This is a genomic window from Mycobacterium sp. NGS29, from assembly GCF_059812965.1.
The window spans coordinates 130,162-145,368 of sequence record NZ_JCALDR010000014.1; the positions used below are offsets into that span (position 1 = coordinate 130,162).

At 69.7% G+C, this 15,207-nt stretch carries 5 protein-coding genes; 2 read left to right on the forward strand and 3 right to left on the reverse strand.

Going from position 1 to position 15,207, the window contains the following annotated elements; all coding sequences use genetic code 11:
- Positions 1 to 25 precede the first annotated feature (25 nt).
- Positions 26 to 3,769: a multifunctional oxoglutarate decarboxylase/oxoglutarate dehydrogenase thiamine pyrophosphate-binding subunit/dihydrolipoyllysine-residue succinyltransferase subunit gene (locus tag AC5Y5Z_RS18880; protein ID WP_499926873.1), complete on the reverse strand. Its 3,744-nt coding sequence runs from the start codon at positions 3,767 to 3,769 to the stop codon at positions 26 to 28.
- Between the two features lie 179 nt (positions 3,770 to 3,948).
- A complete protein-coding gene (locus tag AC5Y5Z_RS18885) occupies positions 3,949 to 4,704 on the reverse strand; it encodes a hypothetical protein (RefSeq protein ID WP_499926875.1) in 756 nt (251 codons plus the stop codon).
- A 207-nt stretch (positions 4,705 to 4,911) separates the two neighbouring features.
- On the opposite strand from AC5Y5Z_RS18885, the gene AC5Y5Z_RS18890 reads away from it, so the two are divergent.
- Positions 4,912 to 6,696, forward strand: a complete 1,785-nt coding sequence (locus AC5Y5Z_RS18890) for an MFS transporter (RefSeq protein ID WP_499926877.1) — start codon at positions 4,912 to 4,914, stop codon at positions 6,694 to 6,696.
- On the opposite strand, the gene AC5Y5Z_RS18895 is transcribed toward AC5Y5Z_RS18890, so the two are convergent.
- Entirely contained in the window at positions 6,634 to 10,041 is a 3,408-nt protein-coding gene (locus tag AC5Y5Z_RS18895) for a TM0106 family RecB-like putative nuclease (RefSeq protein WP_499926879.1), read from the reverse strand. The two genes, AC5Y5Z_RS18890 and AC5Y5Z_RS18895, sit on opposite strands and share 63 nt — an antisense overlap.
- Positions 10,042 to 10,398: 357 nt before the next feature.
- On the opposite strand from AC5Y5Z_RS18895, the gene AC5Y5Z_RS18900 reads away from it, so the two are divergent.
- A partial coding sequence (locus tag AC5Y5Z_RS18900) for a PE family protein (protein WP_499926881.1) occupies positions 10,399 to 15,207 on the forward strand: 4,809 nt, incomplete at its 3' end.

The window sequence follows — 15,207 nt, forward strand, 5'->3', positions numbered from 1 at the left end:
AGAATCAACCCCAACGAGCAGACGGCTAGCCGAACGCGGTGTCGATGATCTCCTGCTGCTCCACCGCGTGCACCTTCGACGAGCCCGAGGACGGCGCCGACATGGCCCGACGGGAGATCCGCTTGATCCCGCCGAGCTTCTCCGGGAGCACCTCGGGCAGCGTCAGCCCCAGCGACGGCCACGCGCCCTGGTTGGCAGGCTCCTCCTGCACCCAGAAGTACTGCTTGGCGTTCTCGTAGCGGTCCAGGGTCTCGTCGAGCCGCCGGCGCGGCAGCGGGGCCAACTGCTCGATGCGCACGATCGCGATGTCGTCGCGCTTGTCCTTGGCTTTGCGGGCGGCCAGCTCGTAGTAGAGCTTGCCGCTGGTCAGCAGGATCCGGGTGACCTTGCTGCGGTCGCCGTCGCCCTCGTCGTAGGTGGGTTCCTCGATCACCGACCGGAACTTCATCTCGGTGAATTCCTTGATGTCGCTGACCGCGGCCTTGTTGCGCAGCATCGACTTCGGCGTGAACACGATCAGCGGCCGCATCACCCCGTCCAGGGCGTGCCGGCGCAACAGGTGGAAATAGTTGGCCGGGGTGGACGGCATGGCGATCGTCATCGACCCCTCCGCCCACAGCTGCAGGAACCGTTCGATTCGTCCGGAGGTGTGGTCGGGGCCCTGGCCTTCGTGTCCGTGCGGCAGCAGCAGCACGACGGTGGACAGCTGGCCCCACTTGGCTTCACCGGAACTGATGAACTCGTCGATGATCGACTGCGCGCCGTTGACGAAGTCGCCGAACTGCGCCTCCCACAGCACCACCGCGTCCGGGTTGCCGACGGTATAACCGTATTCGAAGCCCACGGCCGCGTATTCCGACAACGGGGAGTCGTAGACCAGGAACTTGCCGCCGGTCGGGGTGCCGTCCTTGTTGCTGGCCAGCAGCTGCAGCGGGGTGAACTCGGCGCCGGTGCTGCGGTCGATGATCACCGAATGCCGCTGGGAGAAGGTGCCGCGGCGGGTGTCCTGCCCGGAGAACCGGACCAGCTTGCCCTCGGCGACCAGCGAACCCAGCGCCAGCAACTCACCGAATGCCCAGTCAATCTTGCCCTCGTAGGCCATCTCGCGCCGCTTGTCGAGCACCGGCTGCACCCGCGAGTGGGCGGTGAACCCCTCCGGCAGGGCCAGGAAGGCGTCGCCGATGCGGGCCAGCAGCGACTTGTCCACCGAGGTGTCCAACCCGGCCGGGATCATCTGGTCGGCCTCGACCGACTCGCTGGGCAGGACGCCGTGCTTCTCCAGGTCGCGGACCTCGTTGAACACCCGTTCCAGTTGGCCCTGGTAGTCGCGCAGGGCGTCCTCGGCCTCCTTGAGCGAGATGTCGCCGCGGCCGATCAGGGATTCGGTATAGCTCTTGCGGACGCCGCGCTTGTTGTCGACGACGTCGTACATGTAAGGGTTCGTCATCGACGGGTCGTCACCCTCGTTGTGCCCGCGCCGGCGGTAGCACAGCATGTCGATGACGACGTCCTTCTTGAACTGCTGCCGGAAATCCACGGCCAACTGCGCCACCCAGACGCACGCCTCGGGGTCGTCGCCGTTGACGTGGAAGATCGGGGCGCCGATCATCTTGGCGACGTCGGTGCAGTATTCGCTGGAGCGCGAGTACTCCGGTGCGGTGGTGAAACCGATCTGGTTGTTGACGATGATGTGGATGGTGCCGCCGACGCGATAACCGGGCAGGTTCGCCAGGTTCAGCGTCTCGGCGACCACGCCCTGGCCGGCGAACGCGGCGTCACCGTGCAGCATCATCGGCACCACCGAGAACGCCTTGGCTTCGTCGGTGTCGGTGGCGCCGTGGTTGAGCAGATCCTGCTTGGCCCGCACCAGGCCCTCGAGCACCGGGTCGACGGCTTCCAGGTGCGACGGGTTGGCGGTCAGCGACACCTGAATGTCGTTGTCGCCGAACATCTGTAGGTACACGCCGGTGGCGCCCAGGTGGTACTTCACGTCGCCGGAGCCGTGTGCCTGCGACGGGTTCAGGTTGCCCTCGAACTCGGAGAAGATCTGCGAGTACGGCTTGCCGACGATGTTGGCCAGCACATTGAGCCGGCCGCGGTGCGGCATGCCGATGACGACCTCGTCCAGGCCGTGCTCGGCGCACTGATCGATCGCGGCGTCCATCATCGGTATGACGCTCTCCGCGCCTTCCAGCGAGAACCGCTTCTGCCCGACGTACTTGGTCTGCAGGAAGGTCTCGAAGGCCTCGGCGGCGTTCAGCCGGCTCAGGATGTACTTCTGTTGTGCCACAGTCGGTTTGACGTGCTTGGTTTCGACCCGCTGTTCCAGCCAGCGGGTTTGCTCGGGGTCGAGGATGTGGGTGTACTCCACTCCGATGTGCCGGCAGTAGGCGTCGCGCAACAGTCCCAGCACGTCGCGCAGCTTCTTGTACTCCGCACCCGCGAAGCCGCTGACCTTGAACACCCGGTCGAGGTCCCACAACGTCAGTCCGTGGGTGAGCACCTCGAGGTCGGGGTGGCTGCGAAACCGGGTCTTGTCCAGGCGCAGCGGGTCGGTGTCGGCCATCAGGTGGCCGCGGTTGCGGTACGCCGCGATCAGGTTCATCACCCGGGCGTTCTTGTCGACGATGGAGTCCGGATTGTCGGTGCTCCAGCGCACCGGCAGGTACGGGATGCTCAACTCGCGGAAAATGTCGTCCCAGAAGGCGTCCGAGAGCAGCATCTCGTGGATGGTGCGCAGGAAGTCACCCGATTCCGCACCCTGGATGATGCGGTGGTCGTAGGTCGAGGTCAGGGTGATCAGCTTGCCGATGCCCAGTTCGGCGATGCGTTCGGCGCTGGCGCCCTGAAATTCGGCGGGGTACTCCATCGCTCCGACGCCGATGATGGCGCCTTGGCCGGCCATCAGCCGCGGCACCGAGTGCACGGTGCCGATGGTTCCCGGGTTGGTCAGCGAAAGTGTCACGCCGCCAAAGTCTTCGGCGGTCAGCTTGCCGTCGCGGGCGCGCCGCACGATGTCTTCGTAAGCCGAGACGAATTCGGCGAAGCGCAATTCTTCACACCGTTTGATGCCGGCCACCACCAGCGCGCGCTTGCCGTCCTTGCCCTGCAGGTCGATCGCCAGACCGAGATTCGTATGGGCTGGTGTGACGGCAGTCGGCTTGCCGTCGACCTCGGCGTAGTGCCGGTTCATGTTCGGGAACTTCTTGACCGCCTGCACCAGCGCGTAGCCCAGCAGGTGGGTGAACGAGATCTTGCCGCCGCGGGTGCGCTTGAGTTGGTTGTTGATGACGATCCGGTTGTCGATCAGCAGCTTGGCCGGGATGGCGCGCACGCTGGTCGCCGTCGGCACGTCCAGTGAGGCCGACATGTTCTTGACGACGGCCGCGGCGGCCCCGCGCAGCACCTGCACCTCGTCGCCCTCGCCTGGCTGGGGGCCTGCGGGCTTGGCCGGCGCCTTGGCGGCTTCCGGGGTGGCCTTCGTTGCGGCCTTGGCGGGTGCGCCGTTGCCTGCCGCCGCGGTGCTCTTGGCCGGCTGGACCGCGGGCTTCGCCGCCGGGGTGGGCTTGGCCTCCGGCGCGGGAGATTCGGCCGGCTTGGATTCGGCGGTGCTGGGCTTGGTGGTGTCTTCGTGCGCGGACTCGGGGTTGTAGTCGATCAGGAACTCATGCCAGCTGGGGTCGACGGACGAGGGGTCGTCGCGGAACTTGCGGTACATCTCCTCGACCAGCCACTCGTTTTGCCCGAATGGTGAACTTATGTTGGCCACGACCGCTGTTCGCCTCAATTCTTTTGTCCTGCAAGCGCTTCACGCGACGCTTGCGACGTCGTGCGTCCCGGCTGGGCGGGCCGCCTCACACCCTGGCTGGCCGGTTGATGGTCCCGACCTGTTCTGACCCAATAAAGGCTAGCGCCTCACCCGCGATTAGCCAGCGAGACCGACAACCTTTAGCTGGCATCCCGGACGGGTGGCAGCAGGTGCAGGGTGACCGGCCAGCGCCCCGGCGGCGGGCCGAACGCCGACCGCGCGTTGCGGACGATCTTCTTGCTCACCACCCGGTTGCCGATGGCACCGATGATGGCGCCGATTCCGACCGGCATGAGCTTGCCGAACATCAGCGCGCCGCGCTTGAGCGCGAACCGCTTCATCACGTACTTGAGCATCCGCGTGTTGAACTTCGACAGCGCCGGCAACGGCAACGACGCCATGCTTTCGGACACCCAGCCGCCTTTGGTCCGGCCGGGACCGATCAGGTCGGAGACCGCACCGGTGCCGTTGTCACCGGCCAGGACAGTCAGTATCAGGGCCCGACGGCGTTCCCGCTCGTCGAGCGGTATGCCGTACACCGAGGCCAGCGCGAGGACGAACAGCGCGGTGGCTTCCAGGAAGACGGCGGTTTCCCCGGCGGCCGCGGACAGCGCAGCCAGGGTGCCGATGCCGGGGAAGGTCGCGGCCCCGCCAACCGCGGCACCGCTGGCCGTCACCACCGAGACGTAGCGCTTCTCGAGTCGGCTGACGATCTCGGCAGGATCGGCACCGGGTGCGGCGTGGCGTAGGCGGGACACATAGGCTTCGGCCGCGGGTCCCTGGATGTGCGAACTGCGTTCGATGACCTGAGCCAGCGCTCGCGAGGACATCTTCGGGCGGCCGGCGGTCTCGCCCGCCGGCAGTTCCGGTGTTGACTTCTTGCGTCGAAAGAACATCGATGCCTCTCTCGGGGACAGCGTCTCTTCAGGCTAACCGCCTGGCAGCAGAAAACACGCTGGGCCGGAAACCTCACATACTCCCGAGAGAAACGTCGTGGTCGGGGAGCGTGTTCCCGCGCCGAGACCCGTCACAGTCGCCCTGGCGTCGTCGTCGAACTGCGCGGCGGGGAATAATGCGGGCTGGATTCGAAACGAGGCGCGAACATGAGCACTGCGACCAGCCGGGTGTCCGGCAACCCGTGGGCCGCGCTGTGGGCGATGATCCTCGGATTTTTCATGATCATGGTGGATTCGACGATCGTCGCCGTCGCCAATCCGACGATCATGAATGAATTGCGGATCGGCTACAGCACCGTGGTCTGGGTGACCAGCGCCTACCTGCTGGGATATGCGGTGGTGCTGCTGGTCTCCGGCCGCCTCGGGGACCGTTTCGGCCCGAAGAACCTGTACCTGATCGGGTTGGTGGTATTCACCCTCGCCTCGGTGTGGTGCGGTCTGTCCGGCAGCGCCGCCACACTGATCGCGGCACGCGTGGTGCAAGGCGTGGGCGCCGGGATCCTCACCCCGCAGACGTTGTCGACGATCACCCGGATCTTCCCGGCAGATCGGCGCGGCGCGGCGATGAGTATGTGGGGCGCCACCGCGGGCGTCGCGAGCCTGGTCGGACCGCTGGTGGGCGGCATGCTGGTCGACACGCTGGGCTGGCAGTGGATCTTTTTCGTGAACGTGCCGGTCGGCATCATCGCGGTCGCGTTGGCCGCCTGGCTGGTCCCGGTGCTGCCCGTCCATTCCCGCCGCTTCGACCTCGTCGGTGTCGGCTTGTCCGGTGTCGGCATGTTTCTGCTGGTATTCGGCCTGCAGGAGGGTCAGTCCGCGCACTGGGCGCCGTGGATCTGGGCCGTCCTGGTCGCCGGTGTCGGGTTGATGACGGCGTTCGTCTACTGGCAGTCGATCTATCGCCGGGCGCCGTTGGTGCCCTTGGAGATCTTCCGCGACCGGGGCTTCAGCGTGTGCAACGTCGGTGTCGCCGTCATCTCGTTCGCCGTCACGGCGACGATGCTGCCGGTAACCTTCTATGCCCAGTCGGTGTGCGGATTGTCGCCAACGGAGTCGGCGCTGTTGCTCGCGCCGATGGCCATCGCCAGCGGGGTGCTGGCACCGATCGTCGGCAGGTACATCGACCGGACCCATCCGGTGCCCATGCTCGGTTTCGGCTTTTCGTTGCTGGCAGCGTCGCTGACCTGGTTGTCGTTCGAGTTGGATCCGGCCACGCCGGTTTGGCGGCTGGTGCTGGTGTTCATAGCCCTCGGTGCCTCGATGGCGTTCATCTGGTCGCCCCTGGCCGCGACCGCCACCCGCAACCTGCCGCCGGAGCGGGCCGGCGCCGGGTCGGGTGTGTACAACGCGACCCGCCAGCTCGGCGCGGTCCTGGGCAGCGCGAGCATGGCCGCCTTCATGACGTGGCGCATCGGCGCCGAGTTGCCCTATGCGGCCGAGTCGGCGGGCGAGGACACGACGCTGCAGCTGCCGGAGTTTCTGCGCGAGCCCTTCTCGGCCGCGATGTCGCAGTCGATGTTGCTGCCGGCGTTCATCTCGTTGTTCGGGATCATCGCCGCGCTGTTGCTGGTGCGGGGCGCGCGCCGGTCCGACGCTGCCCACCCGGCCGGTGACGTGTTCGCGGACGACATTGATGACGGCGCGTACGAGGAGGACGACGACGAGTACGTTGAATACATCCTGCGCCGCGAACCGTTCAGCGCCGATGAATCCGACACCAAACCGGTGGTGGCACTGACCCGGCGTTCGCCTGCGGCGACGGAGGACGCCTGGCCTCGCGGTCCGCGCGGAACGGCGCACAGCGGGCCGGCCGCCATGGTTCCCGGACCGCTGCCGAACAGGTACTCCCACGTCGGATCCCACCCCCGGTCAACTCCCCGTCAACGCCAGGAACGCGCCCAGCTCGAGCAGCCCAGCCGGGGTGGCGGGTAGGTACTGCGTCAGCAACTCTGAGCGCACGATCACCGCCGCATACTGCGCGCGACTGATCGCCACGTTCAGCCGGTTCCGATTCAGCAGGAATGAAATGCCGCGGGGCACCTCATCGATCGAGGAGGCCGTCATGGAGATGAAGACCACCGGCGCCTGCCCGCCCTGGAATTTGTCGACGGTGCCCACTCGGACGCCGCCCAACCCGGCAGCGGCCAGCTGCTGGCGGATCAGGGACATCTGGGCGTTGTACGGTGCGAGCACCATGACGTCGGCGGCGGACAGCGCCCGGGTGCCGTGCTCGTCGGTCCACGACCGACCCAGCACGTCCCGGACTTCAGCCACGATCGCCTGCGCCTCCTCGGGGCTGTCCGTCGAATTGCCGTAGTGCCCTACCGGCAGCACCTGCACGCCAGGGGAGTATCCGGCGAGCCGGCGCCCGGTGGTGCGTTCGAGGTGGGAGTGCAGCCGGCCTTCGTAGGACAGTTTCGAGACGGCCGCACACACATCCGGATGCATCCGGTAGGACAGGTCCAGGAAGTAACCGCGCTCCGGGGGCAGCGTGCGTTGGCCGTCCACCAGCCATTCCAGCGCGGAGATGTCGACCGGTTCGGGGTGGGTGCCCTGACTGACCTGCGGCAGTTGTTGCGGATCGCCCAGCAGCATCAGGTTGGCCGCCGCGGGTGCCACGGCAATGGTGTTGGCCAGACAGAACTGGCCGGCCTCGTCGATGACCAGCAGGTCCAGGCTCCCCGGCGGCACCCGATTGCCATTGGCGAAGTCCCAAGCCGTGCCGCCAACCACACATCCCGCCGTCTCGGCGATGAACACCGGATAGGTGCTGCTGTCGATCTGCTGCCAGCGCTTCACGGCGTGACCGTTGCGCTTTTTGGCGATCCGCTGCGGGTCCAACCCGGCCTCGACCACGCAGTCCAGCAGGTTCTCCACCGCCGCGTGGGACTGCGCGACCACACCGATACGCCAACCGTGCGTGGTTACCAACCGGGTGATCACCTGGGCAGCCGTGTAGGTCTTGCCGGTTCCCGGCGGGCCGTGCACGGCCAGGTAGGAGGAGTCCAGACGCAGCGTTGCCGCGGTGAGATCGGCGACGGTGTCCGCGGTCCGGGGCAGCGGCGCATCACCGAGGGTGCGCGGCTCTCGTCGTAGCAACACGTCGACGAGCGCGGACCGCGGTAGCTGCGGCAGGCCGGAGGCCACGGTTCGGGCGGTGGCGTCGATCGATTCGCGCAGCTTGGCGGTGGGCACCGGCGGGCCCGGAGTCAGGGCGAATGGCAGCTGCTCGAAAATCTCCCCGTCGGCGCCGGCTCTCTCTCGCAAGACCACCGTGGTCGGCAGTGTCGGATCGTCGACCTCCACCACCTCGGCGGGCGCAGCCGCCCGACGGTCCGGGTTATCGGTCATGCCGGCCGGCGCCGGCGGGTCGTAGAGCGCAAAGACCTGACCCCTGAGCTCGCCGCGCGCCAACTCACCGGTCAGCTGCAACTGCCGCTGCGGTTTGCGGGCCCGCGGCGGCATGTTCCATTCGACGGCGACCTCGGCGTGCGCCACGACGAAGACGTCGGTACTGTCCGACCACTCCTCGACCGGATAGTTCAGCCGGTCAAAATGCGACCACCAGAACGGCTTGTCCTCGCGCTGGTGATAACCGCGCGCCGCCGCCACCAGCGCGACCGCCGTCTGCTCCGGTGTCCGACCGACGGCCGCGGCATCCCCGGTGAAATCCGCCAGGGTCGAAGCGAGTTCGTCGTGGTCCTCGACGGTCTCGTGCTCGGCCACCGGCTGGACTCCCACCGGCGTGACACCGGTTTCCCAGGCGCGCAACAGCAGCCAGTCGCGCAGCTCTCGCGTCGACACGCAGTCGTAGTGGTTGTATTCCTCGATCTGTTTGAGCACGGTCGCTGCGTCGTCCGAGTTGCCCTCGGCGAGCAGTTCGCAATAGCGGGCGTAGGAGTTGATCGAGGCGGCGGCGGTGGTGACCTCGCCGGACCGTAGGTGCGCTCCCATGTACAGCGGTTCCAGAGCTTTGAGGCTCACTGACTCCGCGCCCACCCGAATGCTCTTACGCACCAACGGATAAAGGTCGACCAGGATGCCGTTGCGCAGCAGATCGTCGACGTCGTCCTCGCCCACGCCGTAGCGCCCGGCCAGCCGCAGCAACGCCGTGCGCTCGTAGGGCGCGTAGTGGTAGATGTGCATGTTGGGATAGCGTTTGCGCCGCTTGGCGACCATCCCCAGGAACTGAAGCAGCGCCCGGCGTTCGTCGACGCGGCTGTGCGCCCAGAGCGGACGGAAGGCGCCCGCCGGCCCGGCCTCCAGCACGCCGAACAGGTATTCCAGCCCCCAACTCGTGCCGTCAGCCGTCCACAGCGGGTCACCCTCGAAGTCGAAGAACAAATCTCCCGGGTTGGGTTCCGGCAACAGGGTCAAGGGTTGCGAGTCGACGATCTCGTATTGGGGGATACCGGAGGTGCGTTGCCGCACTTGTAGCTGGGCCTGCGCGGACAATTTGTCCAAGACGCTGGGAGTCAGATCTGGAGGAGGCCCGCGATACCCGGCCAGCTCGGCGACCGTGCCGATACCGGCTTCAATTAGCTTGTCGCGCTGGCTGATTCGCATGCCGGCAACCAACAGCAGGTCATCCCGCGCCTTCAACTGCTCCTCACACAGCGGGCAACGCAGACAGGCCTGCACCTGCTCGTCTTCCCAGCGGACCGGGCTGCCGGCGGCGTGGTGCTTGTCCAACAGCAGCTGCAGGTGCGCGCGCTGGGACCGGTAGACCGGAATCAGGTCATCGACCGGATAGCGCACCACCGTGCCGTCGCCCAGTATCAGCTCCGCCTCACCGGCCACCGCCACCCCCGCTGTGGCCAGCGCGTCGGCGTAGGCGGCCAGCTGCAACAGCGCGCTGACTTTGGGCGAGCGAGCCAGCTTGGTGTCGGTGACGCGATACTGGTCACCGTCGCGGATCAGGAAGTCGGCGAACCCGACGAACCGGCCGTCGTACATCGCTGCCTGGTAGACCACCGCCGCGCCGTCGGCAATCGCGCGCGCGGTCGCATCGGCTGCCGCGGTCAGTCCGGCGTGGCTGTAGGCCGGACGGCCGATAACGGCGAGTCCGTCGCCGAACTCGTCGCGCAACTCCGCCAGCCTGCGTTGCTCGTGTTCGGTGCCGAGCGTGGCGGTACGGGCCAGCAACTCGTCCTCGACGTCGACGGCGGGCGCCCAGCCCAGTCGCGCGTCGAAATCCCGCAACAACGCGTACTCGCACCGCGCGGCGGACGCGAGATCCGATGCGCTGTACACGATCCTGCCGCCGGTGAGGAACACAGCCGCCACTGTAAAGAAGGGGTACGACAGCGATGATGGAAGAGCGTTACCGCGCAGGTCGTGACTCCGGGTGCGACTGACGCGCTGCGGGACTGCCCATCATTTGACTTGTCCGGCCCGCGTGGTTCGTGCCTCGAGCGACGCGGCCCGCGGCGAAGTCCCCGCGGCAGCGTGTGCCCGCAGCGGATACGAAATCGTTTGCGCGGTAGACGATTGCCAGATGAAAAACAAAGATTAGAAATTCGCCGAAACGCGGTTCGGCCGCGACTTCTAATCGAATACTTGCGGGACGGTTAATTGGATCCGACCGACGGGAGTCCCGCCTTGTCCGCTTTTGTGATCGCCACAGCTGACGCTTTGACTGCGGCCTCGAGAGATCTCACCCGGATTGGGTCGGTTCTGGAGTCGGCGAGCACGGCAGCCGCTGCGTCGACCATCGAGGTCACCGCGGCCGCCGCGGACGAGGTATCGACAGCTATTGCGCGGCTGTTCGGCACGCTGGGCGCGGAGTACCAAGCGATCAATGCGCAGGTGGCCCTGTTTCAGGCGCAGCTCGTGCGGACCTTGGCGGCGGGCGGAAGCGCGTATGCCGCCGCCGAAGCGGCCGCCGCGTCGCCGTTGCAGGCGCTGCAGGAGTACGTGCTAGGAGCGGTCAACGCCCCGACCAATCAGCTGCTGGGACGTCCGCTGATCGGCGACGGTGCCAGTGGGGCGCCGGGAAGCGGAGCTGCCGGTGGTCCCGGCGGGCTCCTGTTCGGCAGCGGCGGAAACGGTGGCTCTGGAACAGCCGGTGGGGGTGCCGGAGGGGCGGGTGGGGACGCAGGCCTGTTCGGGAATGGTGGCGCCGGTGGGGCAGGCGGTGTCGGAGCGGCTGGTCTAGCCGGTGGAGTCGGTGGCAACGGTGGTGCCGGTGGGTGGTTAGGCGGTTCGGGCGGGGCCGGTGGCGCCGGCGGCAAGGGTGGCTCCGGCGGCGCGACATTCGCCGGTGGTGTTGGCGGAACAGGCGGCACTGGTGGTGCCAACAGGGCTTTATTGGGGTCGGTCGGCGGTCAGGGCGGGGCCGGTGGCACCGGGGGTGGCGGTTACACCGGTGCCGCGACGACGGTGGCCGGCGCGGTAGGTGAGAACGGTGGGCACGGCGGTGCGGGCGGCGCCGGCGGCGCTGGTGGCAGCAGCTGGGGTTTGTTGAGCAGCTCAGGTGATGGCGGCGCCGGCGGCACTGGCGGAGTGGGCGGCAACGGTGGCACCGGCGGCGTCGGCGCGGGTGTCGCGGGTGGCACCGGAGGTGATGCCGGCGACGGCGGCAACGCCGGCGTTGGCGGTGCCGCGGGCGCAGCGCGATTCTTTGCGATCGGTGGTGTCGCCGGCGCAGCGGGGACCGGTGGCAACGGCGGTATCGGCGGAACCGGTGGCGCGGGCCAGACGCCGGCATCGGTGGGCGGCACCGGCACTGCCGGTGGCCAGGGCGGCCAGGGCGGGACGGGTGGAGACTCGGCCGGTGGCGTCAACGGTTCCGGCGGAGCCGGTGGCACCGGGGGCGAGGGTGGCACGGGTGCGGCGGGTGCCGACGACACAGGTAGCGGTCCGGGTCAGGGCGGTGACGGCGGCCGTGGTGGTGACGGAGGTACGGGTGGCGGGCAGGGCGCCGGCGGCGTCGGCGGCAGTGCCGGTGCCGGCGGGGAGGCAGGAAAAGGTGGCGACGGCGGCATCGGCGGCAAGGGTCTGACCGGTAGCGCCGCCACCGGTGCGACCGTCGGCGGTCGGGGTGGCGATGCCGGTGCCGGCGGTACCGGTGGTGATGCCGGCGCTCCGAGCGGCGCTGCCGGCGCCGGGGGCAATGGCGGTATCGGGGGTCAGGGCGGGCAAGGCGGGGCGGGCGATCCCACCTTCACCAACGGCGGAGACGGTGCAGCCGGTGGTTCAGGTGGGACCGGTGGCGAGGCCGGTGCGGCCGGCAACGTCGGCGTTGATGCCGTCAACGGCACAGGTGGCACCGGCGGCACCGGCGGCACCGGTGGCACCGGAGCCGCCGGGGGTCCGTCCGCTCAGGCCGGTAGAGGCGGTGGCGGAGGCGAGGGCGGCGACGGCGGTCACGGCGTCGCAGATGTTGGCGGCGGCGCGGGTGGCACCGGCGGAGTCGGTGGCAGGGGTGGCGAGGGCACCGGCATTGTCGGTGACCAGCCTCAGTCTGGCGGCACCGGAGGAATCGGCGGAACGGGTGGGACCGGCACCGACGGCGGCACCTTCGGTGCTGGTGGTAGCGGGGGTGGCGGCGGCTCCGGTGCAGGCGTCGGGGTGAACGCGCACGGCGGCACGGGCGGCGGCGGCGGTGCCGGCGGCACGGCAACAGCTACTGGACCCGGCCTCGGCGGCGGCGGTGGGGGCGGTGGCGGCGGCGCCTCGGTCCAGGAAGTCAATGGGGGCAGTGCCACCGGGACCGCCACCGGCGGTGAGGGCGGTGCCGGAGGCGCCGGCTCGGACACCGCCGTGGGCGGGGCGGGCGGAGTCGGCGGTTTCGGCACGGTTATCGCCGACGGGACGAACAGCGCCGCCACCGGTGCGGCGACCGGGGGCACCGGCGGAGCGGGTGGCACCGCTGGTGGGACCGGCGGTGCCGGTGGATACGGCAAGGTCGAGGCGCTGGCGGGCGGCGTCACCAGCGCCAACGGGCAGGGCGGGGCTGGCGGCGCCGGCGCTGACGGCGGCACCGGCGGAAGCGGCGGCTATGGCACTGCTTCCAGCAACGGTGCAGGCAGCACTACTGCCGGCCGCGCCACCGGCGGTGAAGGTGGCGCGGCGAGCGGCACTGACAGCTTCGGCGGTGACGGCGGCGACGCCATCGTCACGGCCGAAACCGCCGGCGCCGTTGACGGCATCGCCACCGGTGGCCTCGGGGGTCAGGCCAACGGCGTCGGGCTGGGCGGTTCGGGCGGAGTGGCCGGGCTCGGCGCCTTCGGCGGCGACGTCTCAGGAACAGCTACCGGGGGGATCGGCGGCGCCGGCGGCGCGGGCACCTCCGGCGGAACTGGCGGCGACGCCACAGTCATCGGCGTCAACGGAGCCGCTTCCACCGGTACCGCAACCGGCGGAGATGGCGGAGCCGGTGGCGCGGCCGGCACCAGCGGCGGTATCGGCGGTCAAGGCGGCGACGGCGGGGACGCGCACCTGCAGTCGTTCAGCAGCAACACATCGGTCGACGGCGCGGCGACCGGCGGCATGGGCGGGGCGGGCGGCGCCGGTGGTGCCGGTGCCGGAGGTGGGGACGGCGGAGCCGGCGGCAGTGCCCTGGTAGGCGCGGCCGACGGTGGTCTCGCCAGCGGCAGCGCTACCGGCGGGGCCGGCGGTGCGGGTGGCGCGGGCGACCAAGCCGGTAATTCCGGCGGCGCCGGCAGTGCTGGCGGCCTCGGTCAGATCACTGCCGAAGGGGCTGGCAGCACCGCTGCCGGCACCGCTCGCGGTGGCACCGGAGGTGGCGGCGGTGAAGCAGATGCGTCCGGGGGTGCCGGTGGTGAGGGTGCCATCGAGGCGAACGACGGCGGCCGCGCCGGCAGCGCAGACAGCCGGGTGTGGGGCGGGGCCGGTGGCGCCGGTTCCGACGGGGCAAAAGGCGGAGCCGGGGGTACTGGTCAACTCACTGCCGAGGGCCCGGGTAGCGCTGCAACGGGCAGCGCCACCGGTGGGACCGGCGGGTCTGGTGCCGGTGCTGGCGGCGAAGGCGGGCAGGGCGGCGCCGGCACGGTGCAAGCGAACTCGGGCGGCGTCGTCTCCGACGGTGTCGCCGTCGGAGGTACCGGCGGTGCAAGCATCCAAGGTGGCATCGGTGGGGAGGGCGGCGCCGGCACCGTCAGCGCTGCCGATGCGGACAGCACTGCGACCGGCACCGCTGCCGGAGGTATCGGCGGGTCGGCCACCGGCACCGGCAGCACCGGCGGACGCGGTGGCCAGGGCAGCCTGGAAGCCACCGCCGGAGGTGACGCCGTCGGATCGAACGGAGGTGCTCGGGGTGGTGCCGGTGGTCAGGCCACCGGTGGTGGCGCCGGTGGCTCCGGGGGTGACGGCAAGGCCACGTCGGCGGGTGCGGTGAGCAGCGCCGAAGGCTCAGCGACCGGGGGCGACGGTGGCGCAGGGGCGGACGGCGGCGTCGGCGGTGGGGGTGGCGACGGTGAGATCGTCGGAGGCTTCATCGACGGCACCGGACAGCATGCCAGCGGCACGGCTGTGGGCGGGGCCGGTGGTTCAGCCGCGGGCGTTGACAGCGTCGGCGGGGACGGAGGCGACGGGATTATCGGCGCGGGGGGCGACATTGCCACTGCGACCGGCGTCGCCAGCGGCGGCCGCGGTGGTACGGCCAACGGCGGGAGTTTCGGCGGCAGCGGCGGCCAAGGCGTGGTGGCCGCAGAAAATGGCGGTGGCAGCGTCAGCGGTACCGCCACCGGTGGCAGCGGCGGGAACGGCGGTGAGAGCTTCGACGGTAGTGCGGGTGGCAACGGTGGTGAGGGTGGCGCTGGCCAGCTCTATTCGTTTAACGGCAGCGTTGCGAAAGGTAACGCCGTGGGCGGCATGGGCGGCGCGGGCGGGGCTGGTGCCGGCGGTGTGGCTGGGGGTGACGGCGGCTTCGGCGGCTTCGGCGGTGTCGGCGCATTCAATGGCGGAACTGTCGACGGATCCGCCCGCGGTGGCGACGGCGGCGGCGGTGGTGCGGTTGGCGCCGCTGGTCTTCCCGGCGGCGCCGGCGGCGAGGGCGGTTCTGCCACGGTGTCTGCCGACGGCGCCAACAGCACTGCGGCCGGAGTCGCGGTCGGCGGCGACGGGGGAAGCGGTGGCGCTGACGGTGCCGGCGGAGGTTCGGGTGGCAATGCTGACGTCGAGGCAACCGGCGGTGGACGGGCAACCGGGTCCGGCAGCGGCGTGCGGGGCGGGGCCGGCGGGAGCGGCAGCACCGGTGGACAGGGCGGTGCCGGTGGTCTGGGCCTTGTGACTGCCGATGGCCCGGGGAGCGCCGCCGCAGGCTGCGCTACCGGCGGGGACGGCGGGTCCGGTAGCGGTGCGGGCAGCACTGGCGGCGCGGGCGGTGCGGGCACCGTCGAGGCAACCTCCGGTGCTGAAGTGCTGGGCGCTGTTGCCGCCGGCGGGACCGGCGGTTTCGGTGTCGATGGTGGCGTTGGT

Excerpts from the sequence above, each read along its gene's own strand:
- AC5Y5Z_RS18885 (WP_499926875.1), bottom strand. The coding sequence starts at position 4,704 with ATGTTCTTTCGACGCAAGAAGTCAACACCGGAACTGCCGGCGGGCGAG.
- AC5Y5Z_RS18890 (WP_499926877.1), top strand. The coding sequence starts at position 4,912 with ATGAGCACTGCGACCAGCCGGGTGTCCGGCAACCCGTGGGCCGCGCTG.